Raw genomic sequence first — 24434 nt, 5'->3', positions numbered from 1 at the left:
CCCGCTCAACGGGGGATTCGTATCACTCATCGGGGGAGTCGTCTCGCTCGTCGGGGAGTCGCAGTGCTCGTCGAGGGGGAGGCAAGGGGGGAAGCCGCAGGGGGAGGAGCGACGTACAGCCATGGGTGAGGTCTTCGCCGGCCGGTACGAACTGGTCGACCCGATCGGGCGCGGAGGGGTCGGTGCCGTCTGGCGCGCCTGGGACCACCGCCGCCGCCGCTACGTGGCCGCCAAGGTCCTGCTCCAGAGCGACGCGCACTCGCTGCTGCGCTTCGTCCGCGAACAGGCCCTGCGGATCGACCACCCCCATGTGCTCGCCCCCTCCAGCTGGGCGGCCGACGACGACAAGGTCCTGTTCACCATGGACCTGGTCGCAGGCGGTTCCCTGGTCCACCTCGTCGGGGACTACGGCCCCGTCCCGCCGGCCTTCGTCTGCACCCTGCTCGACCAGCTGCTGGCGGGGCTGGCCGCAGTGCACGCGGAGGACGTCGTGCACCGTGACGTCAAACCCGCCAACGTGCTGCTGGAGGCCACCGGCACCGGCCGGCCGCGGCTGCGGCTGTCCGACTTCGGCATCGCGATGCGGCTGGGCGAGCCCCGCCTGACGGAGACCAACCTCGTCGTGGGAACGCCCGGCTATCTCGCGCCCGAGCAGCTGATGGGCGCCGAACCCGACTTCCCCGCCGACCTGTTCGCCGTAGGACTGGTCGCGCTGTACCTGCTGGAGGGGGCCAAGCCGGACAGCAAGGCGCTCATCCAGTACTTCGCCGAGCACGGGACGCCCGGTGCGCCCCAGGGCATTCCGGAGCCGCTGTGGCAGGTGGTGGCCACGCTGCTGCAGCCGGACCCGCAGGCGCGGTTCCGTACGGCCACGGGGGCGCGCAAGGCGCTGGCCGCCGCCGCGGAGCTCCTCCCGGAGCCCGGCCCGGACGACGAGCTGATCGAGATCTTCGACCAACTCGGCCCGCTTCCCCCGGGGTTCGCCCCCGCGGGCCCGCTGGAGCGAGCGCGGGGACTGGGCCGGAGGGAAGAGCCGTCCGCCTCGGGGCCGGACGAGGCACCGTCGGACGACAACGGCCAGGCCTGGTCGGTCCCGGGCCCCGGGGCCGTACAGCCCGGCCCCCGCCAGGACACCGACCCGTCAGCCACCCCGTCCACCCCTGCTCGGCCTCAGCCGGCCTCCATGTCGGACACCGGCAGTTTCCACCTGCCGCCCCCGCAGGCCACCGGCACCTCCTCCCCCGCGCCCGACGGCCGGCCCCACGAGGCACAGGCGCACGCCCCGTACCAGCCGGAGACCCCCGTCTCCCCCTACGACACCACGCACCGGCTGCACACCTCCCAGCCGCTCCCACCGGCGTACTCCAGCCACACGGGCTACCCCGGTCAGCCCCTGCCCCCCGCGGCGCACCACCGCACCGACGCCTCCACGGCCTCGTACACCGCCCAGGTCCCGCACCAGTCCCCGCAGGCCCCACCGCCCGCCCGGGCCGCTTCACGGCATCGCGCGGAACGGCCGCGCCGCCGCCCCGGCCCTCCGGCCAAGGTGGCGGTCCCGCTCCTGCTGCTCGCCCTGGCCTGCTACGCCGTCGGCTTCTGGGCCCTGACCCGCATCTGAGCCCGCATCCGAGCCCGCGCGGGCCCTCAGTCCCGCCCCTTGGCCCGGCCCAGCGCTACACGGCGCTCCTCCGCCGCGCCACCACGGTCCACACCCCTAGCCCCACCAGCAGCGCGCTCCCGGTGCCGATCCCGCCCACGGCGACCGCCCTCATCGCGGTGTCGTCGCCCCCGGCCACGCCCTCCGCCGCCGCCTGACGCTCCTGGTCCGAGACCTCGAAGACGCCCGCGGGCCGGGACTCCCCCGCGTACTCGGGCCCGCTCTTCGCCGCTCCGCTCACCCGGACGCGCAGTGTCATCTTGAACGGCCCGTCGCCGAAGCTGTCGGCCACGCTCTCCGCGAGATGCGCGACGAGGTAGTAGGAGCCGGCGAAGCGCATGGCGCCGACCTGGCCGACGGCGGCATTGCGGTTGGCGTGGTCGACCGGCGGCAGGGGAGGCAGGCTGCCGGACTTCTGGTCGCCGTCGTAGCCGACACTCACGTCGGCGACGTGACCGCGGGCGGGGTTGTAGAGGGCCAGGTCCAGGGCGCCGGGCGTGTAGCCGGTGCCGCCGGCGTCCGTGCTGCCCAGCTCGGCGGTGACGTGGAGCTGCCGTCCCCAGTCGACCGGCACCTCGTAGAAGACCGTCTGTCCGGGCCGGATGTCGTCCCGCCAGACGCCCTGGTCGAGAGGGGTCGCCACGGCGAATCCCGCCCCGCCCCGGCGACGCTCGGCCTCCCCCTGGAGCGGCTGGGGAGTGGCGGAGTCCCACACCTCGGGCGCGCTGGTCGCCCCCGCCTTCGCCGTCCGCGGCTCCGTCATGGCGAGGAGCTCCAGGTCCCAGGCGTCCGGCGAGGAGCCCTCGCCCTTCGGGTCGACCCGCTCGACGGACACGTAATAGGTGCCGGCCTTCCGGCACAGGGGCTTGGCGGGCGAGATCTCGCGCATGCCCCAGGCCGCGATCGGGTGCGGACTACGGGCGGCGCCGAAGCTCGCGGTGTCGACGGAGCAGGAATTGCCCTCGGCGTCCTGCATGGACACCCGCAGCCCGTCGATGACGGAGACGGTGCTGTCGGGGGAGGGGGCGGCGGTGACGGACACGTACGCGTTCGACACGGCGTCGAGTTCGATGCTGTAGCTGACCTTGCCGCTGCTCGGGAGCGAGCTCTTGTAGGCCGTGCCGGGCTTCAGGATCACGGCGTCCGCGGTGCTCCTCGCTCCCTCGATGCTCCGGGCACCGTCGGCGAAGGCGTACGGGCTCGGCGTCACGGCCGCACCGGAGGCCCCGGCGGCGGCCACGGCGGCCGGGCCCGGCGCCACGGCAGCCGTCGCGCCCAGCACCACCCCCACGACCCCCAGGCGCACGGCCACCGGCGGACGACCACGCCACGCGCCCGCACGCCCCCACCCCGTACGACACCGTCCCCTCACGCGCCACCCCTCATGTCACCGGACCTCAGGACCATGAATCCGCGAGCCGTGGCCCATCCTGCCCGTACGGCCGGCCCCAGGACACACAAAACCCCGACCGCGAGGCGGCCGGGGTGTGCTCGGGGATGTCGTGACTCACGAACCCGTGGGCACGGAGTCAGTCGCCTCCGTCCACAGATCCTGCTCGGCGCGATCCGCCTGGATCTGGCGGTACACGAGGAGCCCGCCGATGGCGGCCAGTGCGACCAGGAGAAGCTTCTTCACCGCGCGACCTCGTCTTTCGTTGACGTAGGGGACCTCTGGCGCCCGACTATACACACCGACCGATACCGATCGGTGACCTGAGTCGGACCTCAACTCCCGTCCGGTGGACCGGGATAGAAGCGGAGTTCACCGCTCCGATCGGAGGGTGATCACACCCCGACGGACGGTTACTTCGGGCGCTTTTCTCCTCTCTCCCTACATTTTCACCCCTCTTGCGTCCATCCGAGTGGTGTTCATCGGAACATCGCCGCGCCACGGGCGTCGGTCCACCACTTCTCGACCCCCATACACATCATGAGGAAAGTACGCAAATCGCCCGACCCGAAAGTGAGGGGCCATGGCCCGGAACAAGGTCATGAAGCTGTGGACCGCCATCGTCACCGCCTTCCTGGCGCTGTGCACGACGCTCGGATTCGTCACCAGGACCACCGCCCCGGCGGTACTCCAGACCGAGCCGGAGCGCAACAGCGAGCGCATCCCGCACCAGCGAACGGCGTCGGCGACATCTCCCGCGTCCCAGGCCAAGGCATTGCCCCCCACGATGAAACAGCGCATCCGGGCCGAGGCCCACGGCAAGACCCCCCGCTGCCGCCACCGCCCGCTCACGGACGCGACGGCATCATCCGCCGACGACCGCACCGACGAGGACACGGACGCGGACTCAGACCCTACGGCGGACTATTTCGCTCCCCTGCAGCGCTGATCCCCCGGCTCATCCGAACGGCGACCCCGCGTACAGGCCCGGCAGCTCGACAGAGCCGCCGGGCTTCCTCATGTCCCGTCGCTCTGACCCCCATGACCTGGTCCCCGGGACGCAGAAAACCCCCAACCGCTACCGGTTGGGGGTTCATCATGCTGGTGGGGCTAACAGGATTTGAACCTGTGGCCTCATCCTTATCAGGGATGCGCTCTAACCAACTGAGCTATAGCCCCGCCGCGCTGTGCGGGGGTGTGTCCCGCGCGCTGACTCCTGAAGATTAGCGCACGACATGGGCAGTCCCAAAATCGGTTGTCGGGACAACGTCAAACCATGTCAAAGGGTTCGTGTCACTCGTCCTCGGCGAGCGTCAGCTCCACACCGCCGACGAAGCCCGCGGACAGGTTGTAGATGAACGCGCCGAGGGTCGCGAGGGCCGTCGCCAGGACGACGTCGATGACCGCGATGACCGACGTGAACATCAGGACGTTGGGCAGCGACAGGAAAGCCTGCAGGTCGAAGCCGTTGGACTCGTTCGAGCCGGTCGCCTCCGAGATCGTGCCGCCGACCGTCGAGAAGACGCCCATCGCGTCCATCACCATCCACAGCACGGCGGACGCGACGATCGTGCAGATGCCCAGCGCGATGGAGAGCAGGAAGCTGACCTTCATCACCGACCAGGGGTCGGCCTTCGACACCCGCAGCCGCGCCTTGCGGACACGGGGCACGGTGCGGGCCGCTCCCGTGCGGGGGCGCCGTACGGCACCGGCGGAAGCACCGGCGCCGGCACCGGCCGCCGCCTGCTGCGCCGGATAGGCCTGCGGCGGGTGGTACGGCCCGGCCTGCTGCTGTGCCTGCCGTTCTCCCGGCAGCGGGGAGGCCGTGTGCGAGGTGCCCTGCTCCTGCGCGGCCCCCTGAGGCTGCGGTTGTGGCTGGGCGCCGGATGCGGCCGGGCCCGCTCCAGCGCTGTGCTGCTGGGTCTGCGGACCTCGGGTGTCCGTCACAGTTCCCCCCTGGGATCCATGCGTGTCAGGCGAGGGCGAGTCGTCCTTCGCGGTCGGCTTGACCGCCTTCAGGTTGGTCGTGTGCGGGTCAGCCGCACGCGCGGCGGAGCCACGGCCGCCGTCGTCCGTGTCCGTACCCCTCGAGGTACCGCTCGGTCCGGCGCCCGTGGCTCCGCTCACGCTGACTCACTCCTCGTGCTACTCAGACGAGGGCGCCTCACCCTCGTCCGTGCCGGTGGTCGCGGCGCCTTCGGCGGTCTCGTCGACGACGATGTCGCCGTCGACCTCTTCCGCCTCGCGTCCCGCCTCGGCGTTGCGAGCGATGCCGACCACGGCATCGCGCTTGCCCAGATTGATCAGTTGGACGCCCATGGTGTCACGGCCGGTTTCCCTGATCTCGTTGACTCGCGTACGAATCACACCGCCCGACAGCGTGATGGCGAGGATCTCGTCGGTCTCCTCGACCACCAGCGCGCCGACGAGGGAGCCACGGTCCTCGACGATCTTGGCGGCCTTGATGCCGAGGCCGCCGCGACCCTGGACGCGGTACTCGTCGACGTTGGTCCGCTTCGCGTACCCGCCGTCTGTGGCAGTGAACACGAACGTACCGGGTCGAACAACATTCATCGAGAGCAGCTCGTCGCTCTCGCGGAAGCTCATGCCCTTGACACCCGAGGTGGCACGGCCCATGGGTCGCAGAGTTTCGTCCGACGCGGTGAACCTGATCGATTGGGCCTTCTTGCTGATCAGAAGCAGATCATCGTCTGCCGAGACCAGCTCGGCTCCGATCAGTTCGTCGTCCGAACCGTCCTCCTGCTCACGGAGGTTGATGGCGATCACACCGCCGGAACGGGGCGAATCGTAATCCTTCAGAGGCGTCTTCTTCACCAGCCCGGCCTTGGTGGCGAGAACGAGGTAGGGAACCGCCTCGTAGTTGCGGATCGCCAGGATCTCGGCGATCGCCTCGTCCGGCTGGAAGGCGAGCAGGTTCGCGACGTGCTGGCCGCGCGCGTCCCGGCCGGCGTCGGGCAGCTCGTAGCCCTTGACGCGGTAGACGCGGCCCTTGTTCGTGAAGAACAGCAGCCAGTGGTGCGTGGTGGACACGAAGAAGTGGTCGACGATGTCGTCTTCCTTGAGCTTCGTGCCGCGCACGCCCTTGCCGCCGCGCTTCTGGGCCCGGTAGTCGTCGGTCTTGGTGCGCTTGATGTAGCCACCCCGGGTGACCGTGACGACGATGTCCTCCTCGGCGATCAGGTCCTCGATGGACATGTCGCCCTCGTACGGGATCAGCTTCGTCTGGCGGTCGTCGCCGAACTTCTCGACGATCGCGGCCAGCTCCTCGCTGACGATCCCGCGCTGGCGGACCGGGCTGGCGAGGATCTCGTTGTACTCGTTGATCTTCGCCTGGAGCTCGTCGTGCTCCTGGACGATCTTCTGGCGCTCCAGGGCGGCGAGCCGGCGCAGCTGCATCTCGAGGATGGCGTTGGCCTGGATCTCGTCGATCTCCAGGAGGTCCATCAGGCCGTGGCGCGCGATCTCGACGGTGTCACTGCGCCGGATCAGCGCGATGACCTCGTCGATGGCGTCCAGGGCCTTCAGCAGACCGCGCAGGATGTGCGCCCGCTCCTCGGCCTTGCGCAGCCGGAAGCGCGTACGGCGGACGATGACCTCGATCTGGTGCGTCACCCAGTGGCGGATGAACGCGTCGAGCGAGAGCGTGCGCGGCACGCCGTCCACCAGCGCCAGCATGTTGGCGCCGAAGTTCGTCTGCAGGTCGGTGTGCTTGTACAGGTTGTTCAGGACGACCTTGGCGACCGCGTCACGCTTCAGCACGATGACCAGGCGCTGGCCCGTGCGCGAGGACGTCTCGTCGCGGACGTCGGCGATGCCGCCGATCTTGCCGTCCTTCACCAGGTCGGCGATCTTCTGGGCGAGGTTGTCCGGGTTCACCTGGTACGGCAGTTCCGTCACCACCAGGCACTGGCGGTTCTGGATCTCCTCGACCTCGATGACCGCGCGCATGGTGATGGAGCCGCGGCCGGTGCGGTACGCCTCCTCGATGCCCTTGCGGCCGACGACGAGCGCGCCGGTCGGGAAGTCGGGGCCCTTGATGCGCTCCAGCAGCGCGTCCAGGAGCTCCTCGTGCGAGGCCTCGGGGTTCTCCAGGTACCACTGGGCGCCGGCCGCGACCTCGCGGAGGTTGTGCGGCGGGATGTTGGTCGCCATGCCGACCGCGATACCGGCCGAGCCGTTGATCAGCAGGTTCGGGAAGCGGGCCGGCAGGACGGTCGGCTCCTGGGAGCGGCCGTCGTAGTTGTCCGTGAAGTCGACGGTCTCCTCGTCGATGTCACGGACCATCTCCATCGACAGCGGCGCCATCTTGCACTCGGTGTACCGCATGGCCGCGGCCGGGTCGTTGCCCGGAGAGCCGAAGTTGCCGTTGGAGTCCACGAGCGGCATGCGCATCGACCAGGACTGCGCGAGGCGCACGAGCGCGTCGTAGATCGAGGAGTCGCCGTGCGGGTGGTAGTTGCCCATGACGTCGCCGACGACACGGGCGCACTTGTAGAAGCCGCGCTCGGGGCGGTAGCCGCCGTCGTACATGGCGTACAGCACACGGCGGTGGACGGGCTTGAGGCCGTCGCGGACGTCCGGAAGCGCACGCGAGACGATGACGGACATCGCGTAGTCGAGATACGAGCGCTGCATCTCCGTCTCGAGCCCGACGGGCTCGACGCGCATGGCCAAGGCGTCACCCTCGGGCGTCGTCACGGGAGTGTTCTCGTCGGTCATTGCTGGTGAAGGTCCTTCCTGGTGCGGTCAGCTGAGACCGACTCAGATGTCGAGGAAGCGGACGTCCTTGGCGTTGCGCTGGATGAACGCGCGGCGGGCCTCGACGTCCTCACCCATGAGGACCGAGAACAGGTCGTCGGCCTGGGCGGCGTCGTCGAGGGTGACCTGGCCGAGGACACGGTGCTCCTGGTCCATGGTCGTGATGCGCAGTTCCTCGGCGTTCATCTCGCCGAGACCCTTGAAGCGCTGCACCGAGTCGTCCTTGATGCGCTTGCCGGCGTTGCGGCCCATCTCGATGAGGGCGTCGCGCTCGCGGTCGGAGTACGCGTACTCGAAGTCGTCCTTGCCCCACTTGATCTTGTAGAGCGGCGGACGGGAGAGGTACACGTGCCCGGCCTCGACCAGCGGCCGCATGAAGCGGAACAGGAAGGTCAGCAGCAGGGTGTTGATGTGCTGGCCGTCGACGTCGGCGTCCGCCATCAGGATGATCTTGTGATAGCGCAGCTTCTCGATGTCGAAGTCCTCGTGGACCCCGGTGCCGAAGGCGGAGATCAGCGCCTGGATCTCCTGGTTCTGCAGGATCTTGTCGATCCGCGCCTTCTCGACGTTGAGGATCTTGCCGCGGATCGGGAGGATCGCCTGGTACTCGGGGTTTCGGCCGGACTTGGCCGAGCCGCCGGCGGAGTCACCCTCGACGATGAAGATCTCGCACTTGGTGGGGTCGTTCGACTGGCAGTCGGAGAGCTTGCCCGGCAGGGACGCGGTCTCCAGCAGCCCCTTGCGGCGGGTGAGGTCACGGGCCTTGCGGGCCGCCACGCGCGCGGTGGCCGCCTGGATGCCCTTGCGGATGATGTCCGAGGCCTCGTTGGGGTTGCGGTCCAGCCAGTCGGCCAGGTGCTCGTAGACGACGCGCTGGACGAAGGTCTTGACCTCGGTGTTGCCCAGCTTGGTCTTCGTCTGACCCTCGAACTGGGGCTCGCTCAACTTGACCGAGATGATCGCGGTCAGACCCTCGCGGATGTCGTCACCGGTGAGGTTGTCGTCCTTCTCGCGCAGCAGCCGCTTGTCACGCGCGTACTTGTTGATCAGCGAGGTCAGCGCGGACCGGAAGCCCTCTTCGTGCGTACCGCCCTCGTGCGTGTGGATGATGTTGGCGAAGGAGTACACACCCTCGGTGTAGCCGCCGTTCCACTGCATGGCGACCTCGAGGGACAGGTGCTTGTCCTTGTCCTCGGCCTCCAGGTCGATCACGGTGGGGTGCACCGCTTCGCCCTTGCGGGAGTTGAGGTACGTCACGAAGTCGACGATGCCGCCCTCGTAGTGGTACGAGACAGCCTTGACCTCGTGCTTCTCGTCCTCACCGGCCTCGTCCGCACCGGCCGTGGCCTTCGCCGACTCGCGCTCGTCGGCGAGGTTGATGCGCAGGCCCTTGTTGAGGAACGCCATCTCCTGGAAGCGCCGCGACAGCGTCTCGAAGGAGTAGTTCGTGGTCTCGAAGATGTCCGGGTCGGCCCAGAAGGTGACCGTGGTGCCGTGCTCGTCCGTGGCCTCGTGCTGGGCGAGCGGCGCCGTCGGGACGCCCAACTTGTAGTCCTGGGTCCAGCGGTAGCCGTCGGTCTTGATCTCGACGGACACCTTGGTCGACAGGGCGTTCACGACGGAGACACCCACGCCGTGCAGACCACCGGAGACCGCGTAGCCGCCGCCGCCGAACTTGCCGCCCGCGTGCAGCACGGTCAGCACGACCTCGACGGCCGGCTTGCCCTCGGAGGGGACGATGCCGACCGGGATGCCACGGCCGTTGTCCACGACCCGTACGCCGCCGTCGGCGAGGATCGTCACGTCGATCGTGTCCGCGTGCCCGGCCAGCGCCTCGTCGACGGAGTTGTCGACGACCTCCTGCACCAGGTGGTGCAGGCCGCGCTCACCGGTCGAGCCGATGTACATGCCGGGCCGCTTGCGGACCGCGTCCAGACCCTCGAGGACGGTGATGGCACTGGCGTCGTACGAGGCGGTGACCTCGCCGTGGGAGGTGATCGCCTCGCTGGTCACGCCTTCGTCGGTGGACGGGATGTTCTCGTTGGGGTTGCCGGAATCGGCCACGAAGCGCCCTTTCTGGCACAGCACGAGCCAGGCTCGCCGGCGGGTTGCCGGAGCGGCTGCGGCATGTTGCGTTGGTAAGCCTTGATCAGCGTTGCTCAGCTTGTCCCGGACGGTCCCCAGCGAGTGGGGCGGGATTGCTTCCAGTCTACCGGTAGCACCGACACTGATGGGGGTTTGCCGGTACCTGAGTCCGCATGTGCCGCCCTCGACGGGTCTTCCCCGACTCCCGATATGCGGATGGGGGCTCCAAGAGGCTCACGGAGGCACTCAGCGCTTCCGGCCGTCAACCCTTGGCTACTTCGGAGTCAGGTCGCTATTCGCAACCGTGTGCGGTGGCAGAAAAGGGTGCCCGGAACGGCTCCGACCGGGCCGCCACGGCCCAGCCAGACGTGACGTAAGTCACCTGTAGGTATCACCAGGTCCACTGCTGCCCGGGGCACGCAGGGGGCCGTAGCGGCGGGTGGGGGCGCTGGGGCCCAGCACCTTGATCTGCCGGACGGTGCCGTGGCCCAGGTCCTCGTTGAGGCGTGCGACCAGGGTCGGGGCGAGCAGCCGCAGGTTCGTCGCCCAGGCCGTCGAGTCACAGCGCACGATCAGGACGTGCTCGTCCTCGTCGTACTTCTCCGGCACACAGTGGTTGGCCACGTCCTCGCCGACGATCTGCGGCCAGCGGCCCATCACACCGCCCACCGCGGCCGGGGCCTCCCAGCCGCGCTCGGTGATCAGCCGGTTGATCGCCGAGCCGAGCGCCATCGGATCGCGGCCGTCGGCGCGCGCGCCGGAGCGCAGCCCGCCGCGCCGCGCCTGCCTCTTCTGCTGAGCCGCGTCTCCACGCGCGCGTGCGGCTTCTTTCGCCGCGCGGAGCGCCACGCGCGCGAGGTCGACGCCGGAGGGCTCAGGGGCAGGGGGCTTGGCGGACGGGGGCTTGGGGTCGCTCCCGGGTGTGTTCTCCGTCATACGCGCTCCACCGCCCCCTCGGACACGGCGAACCGCGTCCCGGACAGCACATGCGGTACGTCGTCCTCGACCGCCGCCGTCACCAGGACCTGCTCACCGGGCGCGACCAGCTCGGCCAGGCGCTCACGGCGACGGGTGTCCAGCTCGGCGAAGACGTCGTCCAGCACCAGCACCGGCTCATTGCCCTCGGCACGCAGCAGGTCGTACGAGGCCAGGCGCAGGGCCAGCGCATAGGACCAGGACTCGCCGTGCGAGGCGTAGCCCTTGGCGGGCAGCTGGCCGAGCTTGAGCTGGAGGTCGTCCCGGTGCGGGCCGACCAGGGTGACGCCCCGCTCGATCTCCTGCTTGCGGGCCTCGGCGAGCGCCGCCATCAGCTGTTCGAAGAGGTCCTCGCGGGTGTGCGCCTCGCCCGGCGCGGACGGCTTGTACTCCAGGGCGATGGGGCCACCACCTGGGGCGAGCTGCTCGTACGCCTTGTCGGCGAGCGGCTGGACGGCGGCGATCAGATCCAGGCGCTGGGCGAGCAGCTCGGCGCCCGCGCGCGCGAGGTGCTGGTCCCAGATGTCGAGCGTGGACATGTCCACACTGCGGCCGCCGTGCCGACGGGCCAGCGCGGCCGACTTCAGCAGGGTGTTGCGCTGCTTGAGGACCCGGTCGTAGTCGGAGCGGACCCCGGCCATGCGCGGTGAGCGGGCGGTGATCAGCTCGTCGAGGAACCGGCGCCGCTCACCGGGGTCGCCCTTGACCAGGGCGAGATCCTCGGGCGCGAAGAGGACCGTCCGTATGATCCCCAGCACGTCACGCGGCTTGACCTGCGAGGACCGGTTGATACGGGCGCGGTTGGCGCGCCCCGGGTTCAGCTCCAGCTCGACCAGCTGCTGCCGGTCGCCCTGCCGGACCTGGGCCCGGATGATGGCGCGCTCGGCGCCCATGCGGACCAGGGGAGCGTCGGAGGAGACCCGGTGACTGCCGAGGGTGGCGAGATAGCCGACGGCCTCGACGAGGTTGGTCTTGCCCTGCCCGTTCGGCCCGACGAAGGCCGTCACCCCCGGATCGAGCGGGACCTCGACCCGGGGATAGGAGCGGAAGTCGGCCAGCGACAGATGCGTGACGTGCATGGTCGTTTCGCCGACCTCCCAGGCGCTCGGGTGTTGCTTACTTCTTCTCGACCGCGTGGCCGCCGAACTGGTTCCGCAGCGCCGCGATCATCTTCATCTGGGGCGAGTCCTCCTGGCGGGAGGCGAACCGCGCGAACAGCGACGCGGTGATCGCCGGCAGCGGCACCGCGTGGTCGATCGCTGCCTCCACAGTCCAGCGTCCCTCGCCGGAGTCCTGTGCATAACCCCGGAGCCCGTCCAGGTGCTCGTCCTCGTCGAGCGCGTTGACCGCGAGGTCCAGCAGCCAGGAGCGGATGACCGTGCCCTCCTGCCAGGAGCGGAAGACATCCCGGACGTCGGTCACGGAGTCGACCTTCTCCAGGAGCTCCCAGCCCTCGGCGTAGGCCTGCATCATCGCGTACTCGATGCCGTTGTGGACCATCTTCGCGAAGTGGCCCGCGCCGACCTTGCCCGCGTGCACCGCGCCGAAGTCGCCCTCCGGCTTGAGGGCGTCGAAGACCGGCTGCACCTTGGCGACGCTCTCCTTGTCGCCGCCGTACATCAGCGCGTAGCCGTTCTCCAGGCCCCAGACGCCGCCGGAGACACCGCAGTCGACGAAGCCGATGCCCTTGGCCGCCAGCTCCTCGGCGTGCTTCTCGTCGTCGGTCCAGCGGGAGTTGCCGCCGTCCACGACGACGTCACCGGGCTCCAGCAGTTCGGCGAGCTCGTCGATCGTGGACTGCGTGGCCTCGCCTGCCGGGACCATCACCCAGACCACGCGGGGGCCGCTGAGCTTGCCCACAAGCTCCTGCAGGCTGTGGACATCGGCGAGATCCGCGTTGCGGTCGTATCCGAGGACGGTGTGGCCCGCGCGGCGGATCCGCTCGCGCATGTTGCCGCCCATCTTGCCGAGGCCGACGAGACCGAGCTCCATCAGTTGTTTTCCTTAGGTGTACAGGTGTCCGATGTGGCGTTGCGGCACTCGCGTGCCACGTCCGAGCCTAAACCCGGACGCTCGCGCACATCTGTGGGCATACGCGCTCAGTCGTAGGCCCCCACCTGCGGGTTTGCCCCCAGCCTGTGGACAACCGACGCTGCTCAGCCGCTGAGCCGCACCGGCATGATCAGGTACTTGTAGGCGTCGTCCGCCTCGGCGTCCAGCGCCGGCTTGCCGCTGAGCAGCGCGGGCTTCGTGGACGTCGTGAAGGACAGCTGGGCGACCGGGGAGTCGATCGCGCTCAGGCCGTCCAGCAGGAACGTCGGGTTGAAGGCGATCGACACGTCGTCGCCCTCCAGCTGGGCGTCGACCCGCTCCACAGCCTGTGCGTCGTCGCTGGAACCGGCCTCCAGGATCAGCACGCCCTGCTCGAAGCTGAGCCGCACCGGGGTGTTGCGCTCGGCGACCAGGGCCACACGCTTGACGGCCTCCACGAAGGGGGCCGTCTCGATCACGGCGACGCTGTTGAACTCGGTCGGGAACAGCGAGCGGTACTTCGGGAGGTCGCCCTCCAGCAGACGCGTGGTCGTGCGACGGCCCGCGCCCTCGAAACCGATCAGCCCCTCGCCCGAGCCCCCGCCCGACAGCGCCAGGATGACGCTGTCGCCGCTCGTGAGGGCCTTGGCGGTGTCCAGGAGCGTCTTGGCGGGCACCAGGGCGACCGCGGAGGCCTCCGGGTTCTCCGGCTTCCACAGGAACTCGCGGACCGCGAAGCGGTAGCGGTCGGTGGACGCCAGCGTGACGGTGTCGCCCTCGATCTCGATGCGCACACCCGTCAGGACGGGCAGCGTGTCGTCGCGGCCGGCCGCGATGGCCACCTGGGCGGCCGCGGAGGCGAAGACCTCGCCGGGGACCGTGCCCGTCGCGTTCGGCATCTGCGGCAGGGCCGGGTACTCCTCCACAGGCAGGGTGTGGAGTGTGAACCGGGAGGAACCGCAGACCACGGTCGCCCGTACACCGTCTGTGGAGATCTCCACCGGCCGGTTGGGGAGCGCGCGGCAGATGTCCGCGAGCAGGCGGCCCGAGACCAGGACCGTGCCCTCCTCCTCGACCTCCGTCTCCACCGACACCCGCGCGGAGACCTCGTAGTCGAAGCTGGACAGGCTCAGCTGGCCTTCCTCGGCCTTCAGCAGCAGTCCGGCGAGGACAGGCGCCGGCGGCCGGGCCGGGAGGCTGCGCGCTGCCCAGGCCACTGCCTCCGCGAGTACGTCGCGTTCCACCCGGATCTTCACTGTTGCCGCCTCCTGCTGTTGCCGGCGCTTCTCGCTCTGCCTGGCCCTCGTCGTCTGTCTCGGTGTCGACGGTCCCTGGGATGGGGAGGACACCGGGGACCAGTCTGACGCACCGCACTGACAGTAGGTGCCTCTCGGGGTCAAGTCGTGACGAGGGGCAGTCGGGCGCCGAAGAGCGAGTTGTGCACAGGACCCACTTCGAAACGAATTCCCAGCTCTCTCTAGTTGGGAGTAGTAGTAGGGGCTGTGGATACCGTGGATAACCCCGTTTGCCCAGCTCAGAGCGGGAATTTTGTCCACCGGGCCTGTGGGTGAAGGCAGTGGACAACCTGGTGTCTCTGTGGAGAACGGAAAGTTCTGCACACCCCGTGCACAGGGAGAGGCGAGTTCTCCCCAGCGCCGTCCCCAGCTTTACCCACCTTTCCCACAGCCCAACCCGGCAGCTTTGTGTGACGCCTTTCACTCGACCCGGTGAGAAGGCGCGTCGTGTTGCCGAACAGTGGACAGCGATGTGGAGAAGCCCGGGATCGCTGGGGACAACTAGCCCCAGCCTGTGGGTTGTCGGTGGAAAACTCGATGCACAGCCTGTGGATCTCCTCTCTGTCCACAGTCTGTGGAGATCGTTCGTCCACGAATCCACATGCAGGTGACCTGGCCTGATGGCCCCTCAGCAGGAGCCTCTGTGGACACAGTCTGGACAACTTCCCAGTCCCCAGGATGTGGACGGGAAAAAGTCACCGAATCTGTGGAGGGTGGCCGTAACCCGGCAGGTAATCGAACAGCCGGGGACCGCGACATGACGAAGGGCGCCCCCGGAAACCTCCTCCGGGAGCGCCCTCGGCGGTCTGCCGCTCGGTACGTCAGCCGTTCTTGATGCGGTTGGTCAGCTCGGTGACCTGGTTGTAGATGGAGCGGCGCTCGGCCATCAGATTGCGGATCTTGCGGTCCGCGTGCATGACCGTCGTGTGGTCGCGGCCGCCGAACAGCGCGCCGATCTTCGGCAGCGACAGGTCCGTCAGCTCACGGCAGAGGTACATGGCGATCTGCCGGGCGGTGACGAGGGCGCGGCCCCGGGACGTGCCGCACAGGTCCTCGACGGTCAGCCCGAAGTAGTCCGCCGTCGCGCTCATGATGGCCGTCGAGGTGATCTCGGGGGCCGAGTCCTCGCCGCCGGGGATGAGGTCCTTGAGGACGATCTCCGTCAGTCCCAGATCCACGGGCTGCCGGTTGAGCGAGGCGAACGCCGTGACCCGGATCAGCGCGCCCTCCAGCTCGCGGATGTTGCGCGAGATCCGGGACGCGATGAACTCCAGCACCTCCGGCGGCGCGTTCAGCTGCTCCTGCACCGCCTTCTTGCGGAGGATCGCGATACGAGTCTCCAGCTCGGGCGGCTGGACGTCGGTGATCAGGCCCCACTCGAAACGGTTCCGCAGCCGGTCCTCCAGCGTGACCAGCTGCTTCGGCGGCCGGTCGCTGGACAGCACGATCTGCTTGTTCGCGTTGTGGAGCGTGTTGAAGGTGTGGAAGAACTCCTCCTGCGTCGACTCCTTGTCCGCCAGGAACTGGATGTCGTCGACGAGCAGGATGTCCATCTCGCGGTACCGCTTGCGGAAGCTGTCGCCCTTGCCGTCGCGGATGGAGTTGATGAACTCGTTGGTGAACTCCTCCGAGCTCACGTACCGCACCCGGGTGCCCGGGTAGAGGCTGCGGGCGTAGTGCCCGATGGCGTGCAGCAGGTGGGTCTTGCCGAGCCCGGACTCCCCGTAGATGAACAACGGGTTGTACGCCTTCGCCGGCGCCTCGGCGACAGCGACCGCGGCGGCGTGCGCGAAGCGGTTGGAGGCGCCGATGACGAACGTGTCGAAGAGGTACTTGGGGTTCAGACGCGCGGTGGGCTCGCCGGGGCCGGTCGCGGGCGCGGGCTGCGCGGCCAGCGGGCCGGGCGCACCGGTGGTGGGCAGGTTCGGGCCGACGGGGCCGCCGCGGTGCACGTGCCCCGAGCCGGCCGGCGGCTCGGGCAGCTCCCGGCGGACCGCGTCGCGCTGGTCGTACTCGGGGCGTGAGGTGTCGTAGTCGGAGCGCGACGGCTCGTAGGAGGGGCGCTCCATGGACTGCGGGCGGTAGTCCTGGGCGGACGAGCCGTACGAGTCCTGTGAGCCGTGGGAGCCACGGGGTCCGTGAGAGCCGTAGGAGTCCTGCGAGCCGTGGGATTGGTGGGATCCATGGGATCCGTATGAGTCCTGGGACCCGTGGGATTTATAGGAGTCCTGCGCGTTGTACGAGTCCTGACCGCCGCCGTACTGATCTTGACCGCCGTACTGGTCCTGACCGCCGTACTGTTCCTGCGAGCCGTAGGAGTCCTGCCCCGGTGACGCGTACGGGTCACGCTCGGGGAAGCCGAGGCGCTGCTGCTGCCAGCCGTACTCGTCCTGCGTGGGCCGCGGCCAGGCGCCGGGCTCGGGGCGCTGGTACTCGGACGGGTACGCGGGACGCGGGGTGGGCAGTTGATCTCCGCGCGTAGGCGGATGCTGATCGCCGGGTGCCCCCGGCATCTGGTCGGCGCGGTGGCGGCCGTACCCCTCGTATCCGTCGCGGTCCTGGCGCGCGGCGGGGAGCTCGGGCTCCTCGTAGCGCGGCTGCTGGGGGCGGGCCGGGGGCGCCGGCGAAGCCGGGGGCTCGCCCGCGGAGTCGTCGACGGTGATCGCGATCCGGATCGGGCGGCCGCATTCGCGGCTCAGCGTCTCGCTGACGATCGGCGCCAGACGGCCCTCGAGTACGCCCTTCGCGAATTCGTTCGGTACGGCGAGCAGAGCGGTGTCCGCGACCAGCGCGAGCGGCTGGCAGCGCCGGATCCAGTGCTCGTCCTTGGTCTCGACCCCCTGACCGCGACCCTCCCCGAGGAGCTGCTCCAATACGCGTGGCCACACTGCGGCAAGATCGGCAGGTACGTCAGCCACAGGGCACGCTCTCTCACAGGTCCCACGAACGTGTGGTTCTGGGACGGCTCGGGATGTAAATCGGGTGGGGCAGGGATAAGGGAACGAATCGGAGTTCCGTCACGGTAGTCAGGGCGGCCGGTAGGGTTCAAGTTGTTGTCCCCAGCCTGTGGACAAGTGTCTCCCGGCGGCTCCCGGTTTGACCGGATGGCGTAGCCGCGCGTACCGTAACCAGGTCGAGTTGTCGATGGCTGCTGCCGCCTGCCTCCGATGGGCACAGGTCATTTGGGTGATCGGTCAGCGGTGCACTCGGGCGTAACTGCGAGCTACTCGTGGGCGCACGGTGACAGCCAGGACGGCACCCCGCATCTACCGATTTCTTCTGGAGCCCCCGAGTGAGCAAGCGCACCTTCCAGCCGAACAACCGTCGTCGCGCGAAGACCCACGGCTTCCGCCTGCGGATGCGTACCCGTGCCGGCCGCGCGATTCTCGCGAACCGCCGCAGCAAGGGTCGCGCCAACCTGTCCGCCTGATCCCGATCAGGTCATGACGTCGTGCTGCCTACCGAGCATCGGCTGAGGCGGCGCGAGGACTTCGCGACCGCGGTACGACGAGGACGCCGGGCCGGACGCCCTCTCCTCGTCGTCCACCTACGTAGCGGTGCCACGGACCCGCACGCGCCTGGGGAGAGCGCTCCCCCGACGCGTGCGGGTTTCGTCGTGAGCAAAGCTGTGGGTGGCGCGGTCGTGCGCAACAAGGTGAAGCGCAGGCTTCGCCATCTGATGCGCGAGCGAGTCGCCCAGCTGCCCCCCGGTAGCCTGGTAGTCGTACGAGCGCTGCCCGGATCGGGCGACGCCGACCATGCACAGCTGGCCCGAGACCTGGATGCCGCTCTCCAGCGGTTGCTGGGAGGGGGCGCGCGATGAAGTACCCGCTGCTGGCTCTGATCAAGCTCTACCAGTGGACGATCAGTCCGCTGCTCGGGCCGGTCTGCAAGTACTACCCGTCGTGCTCCCACTACGGCTACACGGCCATCGACCGGCACGGTGCCATCAAGGGAACGGCACTCACGGCCTGGCGCATCCTGCGGTGCAATCCGTGGTCGCTGGGTGGTGTGGACCATGTCCCGCCGCGCAAGCGTCCGCGGTGGCACGAAATGCTGCGTACCGCGTGGCGTGCACGCAAGGGCGGGCCCTCCGCCGCCGACCCGGCCACCGAGGGACAGACTTCTCCCACAAGTCAGTCCAGTCCTTCGAGCCCGGCCGCAGAGACACCGTCCCATGCCCAAGGAGCATGATTAGTGGACACGATTGCCAGCCTCTTCAGCTTTATCACCACACCCGTCTCCTGGGTCATCGTCCAGTTCCATTCGGTGTACGGCGCCCTCTTCGGCCCTGACACCGGCTGGGCCTGGGGCCTGTCGATCGTGTCCCTGGTGATCCTGATCCGTATCTGCCTCATTCCGCTCTTCGTGAAGCAGATCAAGTCGACCCGGGCCATGCAGACGCTGCAGCCCGAGATGAAGAAGATCCAGGAGCGCTACAAGAACGACAAGCAGCGTCAGTCCGAAGAGATGATGAAGCTGTACAAGGAGACGGGCACCAACCCGCTCTCCTCGTGCCTTCCCATCCTGGCGCAGTCGCCGTTCTTCTTCGCCCTGTACCACGTGCTCAACAGCATCGCGACGGGCGACACCATCGGTGTGATCAACCAGAGCCTGCTGCAGAGCGCGCAGAAGGCCCACATCGTCGGTGCGCCGCTGGCGGCGAAGTTCACCGACAGCGCGTCGAAGGTGGAAGCACTCGGTGCCTCCCTCACCGACGTCCGTGTGGTCACCGCCATCATGATCGTCCTGATGTCGGCGTCGCAGTTCTTCACGCAGCGCCAGCTGATGACGAAGAACGTCGACACCACGGTGAAGACGCCGTTCATGCAGCAGCAGAAGATGCTGATGTACGTCTTCCCCGTCATGTTCGCCGTCTTCGGCATCAACTTCCCCGTCGGTGTCCTCGTCTACTGGCTGACCACCAACGTGTGGACCATGGGCCAGCAGATGTACGTCATCCACAACAACCCGACCCCGGGTTCCAAGGCCCAGGCCTCGTACCTGGAGCGCCTGAACAAGCACGTCACACAGCACAGCAAGGTCGGCCGGCGCCGCGACCGGGTCATCGTCAAGGCGATCGTCGCCAAGGGACGCGACCGCAACGAGTTCGAGCGCAAGTTCATCAACGGCCTCAGCAAGGCCGGACTCGTCGCCCAGGCCGACGGCACCGTGATCAAGGGCGACACCTCTGCCGCTGTCGAGACCGAGGACGGTACGCCGACCACGGCCACCCCGAAGCGCCAGCAGCCCAAGCGCCAGAGCAAGTCTCAGCGCCAGTCCGGCACCGCGAAGGCGGCCGGCGAGGCCGAGCCGAAGACGTCGCTGAGCAAGTCCGACGAGCCCGACGACGCCAAGCCCGCCGCTGCTGCCCAGAAGGGCGGCGGGAAGTCCGGCGGTGGTACCCGCAGCAAGGCCCAGTCCGGACAGCGCAAGGGCCCGCAGCGGCCCAAGTCCCCGTCCAAGAAGTAAGAAGGAGTCCATCCCGTGACGGAAGGCACCACCTCCGCCGCTGCCGAGGGTGCAGACACCCTGTCCCGCCTGGAGCAGGAGGGCGAGATCGCTGCGGACTACCTGGAGGGTCTGCTCGACATCGCCGACCTCGACGGCGACATCGACATGGACGTCGAGGCCGACCGTGCCTCCGTCTCGATCATCAGCGACGCGGGCCGCGACCTGCAGAAGCTGGTCGGCCGCGACGGCGAGGTGCTGGAGGCGCTCCAGGAGCTCACCCGTCTGGCGGTGCACCGGGAGACCGGCGACCGCAGCCGTCTGATGCTCGACATCGCGGGTTACCGCGCCCAGAAGCGTTCCGAGCTGTCCGAGCTGGGTGCCAAGGCCGCCGCCGAGGCCAAGAGCACCGGTGAGGCCGTGAAGATGCAGCCGATGACGCCGTTCGAGCGCAAGGTCGTGCACGACGCGGTCAAGGCCGCGGGCCTGCGCAGCGAGTCCGAGGGCGAGGAGCCGCAGCGCTTCGTCGTCGTGCTGCCCGCCTGATCGGCCCTTACGTTCCCCGGCCCCGTCTGTTGCGCAGGCGGGGCCGAACTTTGTCAGCCTGATAGTTCTGGTGGTTCTGGCGTCGGCGCTGGGCGCGCCGACGCCGTACGGAAGGACGGTCCCCCGTGACGGAGGCAGCGGAGCTTCCCCCCGCGCCCGAGCAGGCGCGCGAGGTGTTCGGTGATCGCTTCGCGGATGCGGTGCGGTACGCCGAGCTGCTCGCTCAGGCCGGCGTGCAGCGCGGTCTCATCGGTCCGCGTGAAGTGCCCCGCCTGTGGGAGCGGCACCTGCTGAACTGTGCCGTGCTCTCGGAGGTCGTGCCCGAGGGTGTGACCGTGTGCGATGTCGGCTCGGGCGCCGGGCTGCCCGGCATTCCCCTGGCACTCGTCCGGGAGGACCTGAAGATCACGCTGCTGGAGCCGCTGCTGCGGCGCACCAACTTCCTCACCGAGGTCGTGGAGCTGCTCGGCCTGGATCACGTGACGGTCGTGCGCGGCCGGGCCGAAGAGGTCATGGGGAAGATCCAGCCTGTCCACGTCGTGACCGCCCGAGCCGTCGCGCCGCTCGACCGTCTCGCCACCTGGGGCGTCCCGCTGCTGCGGCCCTACGGGGAGATGCTCGCGCTCAAGGGCGATGCCGCCGAGGAGGAGCTGAAGAGCGCGTCCGCGGCACTGAGCAAGCTGGGTGCTGTGGAGACGTCCATCCTGCATGTGGGTGAGGGCGTGGTGGACCCGATGTCCACGGTCGTGCGGGTCGAGGTCGGGGAGAGCCCCGGCGGTGTGCGCTTCGCCGCGAAGCGCGCCAAGGCGGCTCGCACGGGCCGGACACGCCGGCGACGCTGATCCGTCCTGACGACGAGACGTACTCCACACAAGCTGCCAAACCGATGCATGCCGGAGTGTCGCGGCAGTTCGGCCCCGGCTGCTGTGCATCGTGTTTCACGTGAAACGTCGCTCACTGCTGCACGGCATCATCAGTCGTGGCCGCGCTGCGGCCGAACCCCGCGACCGTAAGCCTCTCGGTTCACTCGGTGAGGGAGCCGAGTTGTCCACAGAGGTGGATTTCTCCACAGAACGCCAGGCCTCACTGGTTCACGACCCCGAAGGCATGGGAGGCTCTGTTCATAGCGAGCCTGAAGTCGAGGAGAGTGAATCCTTGCGGTCCGACGCCAACATCGCGGGACCGATGACCGATCCGGTCCCCGGTCCCCGTACCGAGTCGATGGGGGCGGATGTTTCACGTGAAACACCGCCTCCGATGGACGACACTCCCATCGGTCGTGCTGCCCAACTGGCGGTGGAGGCACTGGGCCGCGCCGGCGAGGGCCTGCCACGGCCCGAGCAGACCCGAATCATGGTGGTCGCCAACCAGAAGGGCGGTGTGGGCAAGACGACGACGACCGTCAACCTGGCCGCGTCGCTGGCCCTGCACGGCGGCCGTGTCTTGGTGGTCGACCTCGACCCACAGGGCAATGCGTCCACGGCACTGGGTATCGACCATCACGCAGAAGTCCCGTCCATCTACGACGTGTTGGTGGAGAGCAAGCCGCTCTCCGAGGTCGTCCAGCCCGTCCCCGATGTAGAAGGCCTCTTCTGCGCCCCCGCCACGATCGATCTCGCCGGTGCTGAGATCGAGCTGGTGTCCCTGGTGGCCCGGGAGAGCAGGCTGCAGCGTGCCATCCAGGCGTACGAGCAGCCGCTGGACTACATCCTCATCGACTGCCCGCCCTCACTCGGCCTCCTGACGGTCAATGCGTTGGTGGCGGGCCAGGAGGTCCTGATCCCCATCCAGTGCGAGTACTACGCGCTGGAGGGCCTGGGTCAGCTGTTGCGTAACGTCGACCTCGTGCGCGGGCACCTCAACCCCGCCCTGCATGTGTCGACCATCCTGCTCACCATGTACGACGGCCGGACGCGACTCGCTTCCCAGGTCGCGGACGAGGTGCGCACCCACTTCGGCGACGAGGTACTGCGGACGAGCATCCCCCGCTCCGTCCGTATCTCCGAGGCGCCGAGTTATGGGCAGACGGTACTGACATACGATCCAGGATCGAGTGGTGCCCTCTCTTACCTTGAGGCAGCACGAGAGATCGCGCTGAAGGGCGTCGGCATCAGCTATGAAGCGACGCACGCCCACATCGGCGTACAGCAGAACGACCCGAGCATGGTGGAGGGCATCCAGTGAGCGAGCGACGGAGGGGACTGGGGCGTGGACTCGGCGCACTGATCCCTGCTGCCCCCACGGAGAAGTCGGTGGCCCAGGCAGCGGCAGGAGGAGCCGCTTCCGCATCCCCCACGGCAGTGCCTTCGCTGCCGAACGACCGTGGGGTGGCGGCAGCGAAGGTGGCGACTCTGCCGACTGTTTCACGTGAAACAGAGGAGCCGGTTCAGCCCAGTGCTCCCGCCGCGCCTGCGGCGCCCTTGGGTGCGCACTTCGCCGAGATCCCCCTCGACGACATTACGCCGAACCCACGGCAGCCGCGTGAGGTCTTCGACGATGACGCGCTGGCCGAGCTCATCACCTCCATCAAGGAGGTCGGGCTCCTCCAGCCGGTCGTCGTACGGCAGGTGGGTCCCGCCCGCTACGAGCTCATCATGGGCGAGCGCCGCTGGCGTGCCTGCCGCGAGGCGGGACTGGAGGCGATCCCGGCGATCGTGCGGGCCACGGAGGACGAGAAGCTCCTCCTGGACGCTCTGCTGGAGAACCTGCACCGCGCCCAGCTGAACCCGCTGGAAGAGGCAGCCGCCTACGACCAGTTGCTGAGGGACTTCAACTGCACGCACGACCAGCTGGCGGACCGCATCGGCCGATCCCGCCCGCAGGTCTCCAACACCCTGCGTCTGCTGAAGCTCTCTCCGGCCGTGCAGCGCCGGGTCGCCGCCGGGGTGCTCTCCGCCGGCCACGCACGGGCACTGCTGTCCGTCGAGGACTCGGAGGAGCAGGACAGGCTGGCCCACCGCATCGTGGCCGAGGGGCTCTCGGTGCGGGCCGTCGAGGAGATCGTGACCCTGATGGGCTCACGGCCTCAGAAGACGCAGCGGCCCAAGGGCCCGCGTGCCGGTGCCCGGGTCTCTCCCGCGCTGTCCGACCTCGCCACGCGGCTGTCGGACCGCTTCGAGACGCGGGTGAAGGTCGACCTGGGGCAGAAGAAGGGCAAGATCACCGTCGAGTTCGCCTCCATGGAGGACCTCGAGCGGATTCTCGGGTCCTTCGCTCCCGGAGAGGGACCGGTCCTGCAGAAGAGCCTTCTGGAGAGCGACTCCGAGGAGAGCGACTCCTGAGCCTCCGGCAGGAGCCTCCGCTGTGCATCCGACAGAGCGGGCCGTGTCCGGTGTGTACCGGAACATGGCCCGCTCTTTCCTTTCTGGCGGTATCGATGGAATCGCATCGTGGATACGATGCGTTGGGATACGGCGCGACCACCCGGCAGCACCTCTGAAAGGCAGGCAGGGGCCATGGGAACGATGAACCGCACCGGACTGGTGAGCGCCGGTTTGGGACTGGGAGCGGTCGGTGGGTTCATCGGCAGTCTCATCAGGGAACGGAGCGCTCTGACAGCCGCCCGCGACGCTGCGGGCGAAGGAAGCGAGGAACAGCCTTCATGGGGCGTCGGCTCTTACCGCTCACGCTGGACAACCTTCAGGACCTCCCCAAGCGCTGTCGCTCGTGTGTCTTCTGGGAGCTCGACCCAGTCAGCGGTGAGGCCGCGGTAAAGGCAGGCACGCCCGCTCTGGAGAAGGAGTCCTGGATCTCGGCTGTTCTGCTGGACTGGGGGTCCTGCGGTCGGGTGGTGTACGTCGACGATGTGCCGGTGGGCTTTGTGCTCTACGCCCCTCCCGCCTACGTCCCCCGCTCCACGGCGTTTCCCACGAGTCCCATCTCCCCCGACGCGGTTCAGTTGATGACCGCGTTCATCCTGCCGGGCTACCAGGGGCAGGGACTGGGCCGGGTGATGGTCCAGACGGTCGCCAAGGATCTACTGCGGCGCGACTTCAGGGCGATCGAGGCGTTCGGAGATGTGCGCTGGAAGGAGCCGGCCTGTGTGCTGCCCGCCGACCATCTCCTGGCGGTGGGCTTCAAGACGGTCAGGCAGCACCCCACCAATCCCCGGCTGAGGCTGGACCTGAGATCGACGCTCTCCTGGAAGGAGGACGTCGAGATGGCGCTGGACCGGCTCCTGGGCGCCGTACAGAAGGAGCCGGCGCTGCGGCCGCTGTAGAGGCAA

Annotated in this window: 21 protein-coding genes and 1 tRNA gene; 11 read left to right on the top strand and 11 right to left on the bottom strand. The window is 68.7% G+C overall.

The window, feature by feature from the left end:
- The first annotated feature begins 121 nt into the window (after positions 1-121).
- The gene (locus OHU35_RS21265) at positions 122-1618 is read left to right on the top strand and encodes a protein kinase domain-containing protein (protein ID WP_405506378.1); all 1497 of its coding nucleotides are present in this window, start codon (positions 122-124) and stop codon (positions 1616-1618) included.
- Positions 1619-1673: 55 nt separating this feature from the next.
- On the opposite strand, the gene OHU35_RS21260 is transcribed toward OHU35_RS21265, so the two are convergent.
- Both OHU35_RS21260 and OHU35_RS21255 read right to left on the bottom strand, forming a co-directional pair.
- On the bottom strand, positions 1674-2969 hold the full coding sequence (locus OHU35_RS21260; RefSeq protein ID WP_405506376.1) for a hypothetical protein: 1296 nt from the start codon (positions 2967-2969) through the stop codon (positions 1674-1676).
- Between the two features lie 195 nt (positions 2970-3164).
- On the bottom strand, positions 3165-3293 hold the full coding sequence (locus OHU35_RS21255; RefSeq protein ID WP_003999697.1) for a DLW-39 family protein: 129 nt from the start codon (positions 3291-3293) through the stop codon (positions 3165-3167).
- A gap of 337 nt (positions 3294-3630) precedes the next feature.
- Between OHU35_RS21255 and OHU35_RS21250 the strand changes: the two genes are divergently transcribed.
- A complete protein-coding gene (locus OHU35_RS21250) occupies positions 3631-3996 on the top strand; it encodes a DUF6344 domain-containing protein (protein ID WP_189727175.1) in 366 nt (121 codons plus the stop codon).
- A gap of 153 nt (positions 3997-4149) precedes the next feature.
- Here OHU35_RS21250 and OHU35_RS21245 read toward each other — a convergent pair.
- The 9 genes from OHU35_RS21245 to dnaA form a co-directional block, all read right to left on the bottom strand.
- Positions 4150-4226, bottom strand: a tRNA-Ile gene (locus OHU35_RS21245).
- 114 nt (positions 4227-4340) lie between these two features.
- Complete coding sequence (locus tag OHU35_RS21240) at positions 4341-5174, bottom strand: DUF3566 domain-containing protein (RefSeq protein ID WP_189727176.1); 834 nt, start codon at positions 5172-5174, stop codon at positions 4341-4343.
- Positions 5175-5192: 18 nt separating this feature from the next.
- Positions 5193-7787, bottom strand: a complete 2595-nt coding sequence (gene gyrA, locus OHU35_RS21235) for a DNA gyrase subunit A (protein ID WP_189727177.1) — start codon at positions 7785-7787, stop codon at positions 5193-5195.
- Between the two features lie 42 nt (positions 7788-7829).
- Entirely contained in the window at positions 7830-9890 is a 2061-nt protein-coding gene (gene gyrB, locus OHU35_RS21230) for a DNA topoisomerase (ATP-hydrolyzing) subunit B (protein ID WP_189727178.1), read from the bottom strand.
- Between the two features lie 399 nt (positions 9891-10289).
- On the bottom strand, positions 10290-10847 hold the full coding sequence (locus tag OHU35_RS21225) for a DUF721 domain-containing protein (RefSeq protein WP_189727179.1): 558 nt from the start codon (positions 10845-10847) through the stop codon (positions 10290-10292).
- Positions 10844-11965, bottom strand: coding sequence for a DNA replication/repair protein RecF (gene recF / locus OHU35_RS21220; protein WP_189727180.1), 1122 nt, complete (start codon positions 11963-11965; stop codon positions 10844-10846). The genes OHU35_RS21225 and recF overlap by 4 nt, the downstream gene beginning before the upstream one ends.
- 37 nt (positions 11966-12002) lie before the next feature.
- Positions 12003-12878, bottom strand: coding sequence for a phosphogluconate dehydrogenase (NAD(+)-dependent, decarboxylating) (gene gnd / locus OHU35_RS21215; protein WP_189727181.1), 876 nt, complete (start codon positions 12876-12878; stop codon positions 12003-12005).
- A gap of 164 nt (positions 12879-13042) precedes the next feature.
- Positions 13043-14173 (bottom strand): DNA polymerase III subunit beta, encoded by a 1131-nt coding sequence (dnaN, locus tag OHU35_RS21210; protein ID WP_189727182.1) that lies wholly within the window; start codon positions 14171-14173, stop codon positions 13043-13045.
- An 860-nt stretch (positions 14174-15033) separates the two neighbouring features.
- Positions 15034-17100 (bottom strand): chromosomal replication initiator protein DnaA, encoded by a 2067-nt coding sequence (gene dnaA / locus OHU35_RS21205; RefSeq protein WP_405506371.1) that lies wholly within the window; start codon positions 17098-17100, stop codon positions 15034-15036.
- Between the two features lie 404 nt (positions 17101-17504).
- On the opposite strand from dnaA, the gene rpmH reads away from it, so the two are divergent.
- The 9 genes from rpmH to OHU35_RS21160 all read left to right on the top strand — a co-directional run bounded on the left by rpmH (position 17505) and on the right by OHU35_RS21160 (position 24428).
- The gene (gene rpmH, locus OHU35_RS21200; RefSeq protein WP_018846094.1) at positions 17505-17642 is read left to right on the top strand and encodes a 50S ribosomal protein L34; all 138 of its coding nucleotides are present in this window, start codon (positions 17505-17507) and stop codon (positions 17640-17642) included.
- A 21-nt stretch (positions 17643-17663) separates the two neighbouring features.
- The gene (rnpA, locus tag OHU35_RS21195) at positions 17664-18035 is read left to right on the top strand and encodes a ribonuclease P protein component (RefSeq protein WP_184593889.1); all 372 of its coding nucleotides are present in this window, start codon (positions 17664-17666) and stop codon (positions 18033-18035) included.
- The gene (gene yidD, locus OHU35_RS21190) at positions 18032-18406 is read left to right on the top strand and encodes a membrane protein insertion efficiency factor YidD (protein WP_189727184.1); all 375 of its coding nucleotides are present in this window, start codon (positions 18032-18034) and stop codon (positions 18404-18406) included. Before rnpA ends, yidD begins: the two co-directional genes overlap by 4 nt.
- 3 nt (positions 18407-18409) lie before the next feature.
- The gene (gene yidC / locus OHU35_RS21185) at positions 18410-19684 is read left to right on the top strand and encodes a membrane protein insertase YidC (protein ID WP_189727185.1); all 1275 of its coding nucleotides are present in this window, start codon (positions 18410-18412) and stop codon (positions 19682-19684) included.
- A gap of 15 nt (positions 19685-19699) precedes the next feature.
- Positions 19700-20209 carry a R3H domain-containing nucleic acid-binding protein gene (locus tag OHU35_RS21180; RefSeq protein WP_189727186.1) on the top strand — a complete coding sequence of 170 codons (510 nt, stop codon included), beginning with the start codon at positions 19700-19702 and terminating at the stop codon, positions 20207-20209.
- 125 nt (positions 20210-20334) lie between these two features.
- Positions 20335-21051, top strand: coding sequence for a 16S rRNA (guanine(527)-N(7))-methyltransferase RsmG (gene rsmG / locus OHU35_RS21175; RefSeq protein ID WP_189727187.1), 717 nt, complete (start codon positions 20335-20337; stop codon positions 21049-21051).
- Positions 21052-21316: 265 nt separating this feature from the next.
- The gene (locus tag OHU35_RS21170; protein WP_189727359.1) at positions 21317-22393 is read left to right on the top strand and encodes a ParA family protein; all 1077 of its coding nucleotides are present in this window, start codon (positions 21317-21319) and stop codon (positions 22391-22393) included.
- The gene (locus tag OHU35_RS21165; protein WP_189727188.1) at positions 22390-23490 is read left to right on the top strand and encodes a ParB/RepB/Spo0J family partition protein; all 1101 of its coding nucleotides are present in this window, start codon (positions 22390-22392) and stop codon (positions 23488-23490) included. The genes OHU35_RS21170 and OHU35_RS21165 overlap by 4 nt, the downstream gene beginning before the upstream one ends.
- A 320-nt stretch (positions 23491-23810) precedes the next feature.
- Positions 23811-24428 (top strand): GNAT family N-acetyltransferase, encoded by a 618-nt coding sequence (locus tag OHU35_RS21160; protein WP_189727189.1) that lies wholly within the window; start codon positions 23811-23813, stop codon positions 24426-24428.
- Positions 24429-24434 lie beyond the last annotated feature (6 nt).

The organism is Streptomyces purpurascens (assembly GCF_045040895.1).
In the GTDB taxonomy this organism is placed as follows: domain Bacteria; phylum Actinomycetota; class Actinomycetes; order Streptomycetales; family Streptomycetaceae; genus Streptomyces; species Streptomyces purpurascens.
This window is presented reverse-complemented; position numbering and strand designations above follow the sequence as displayed.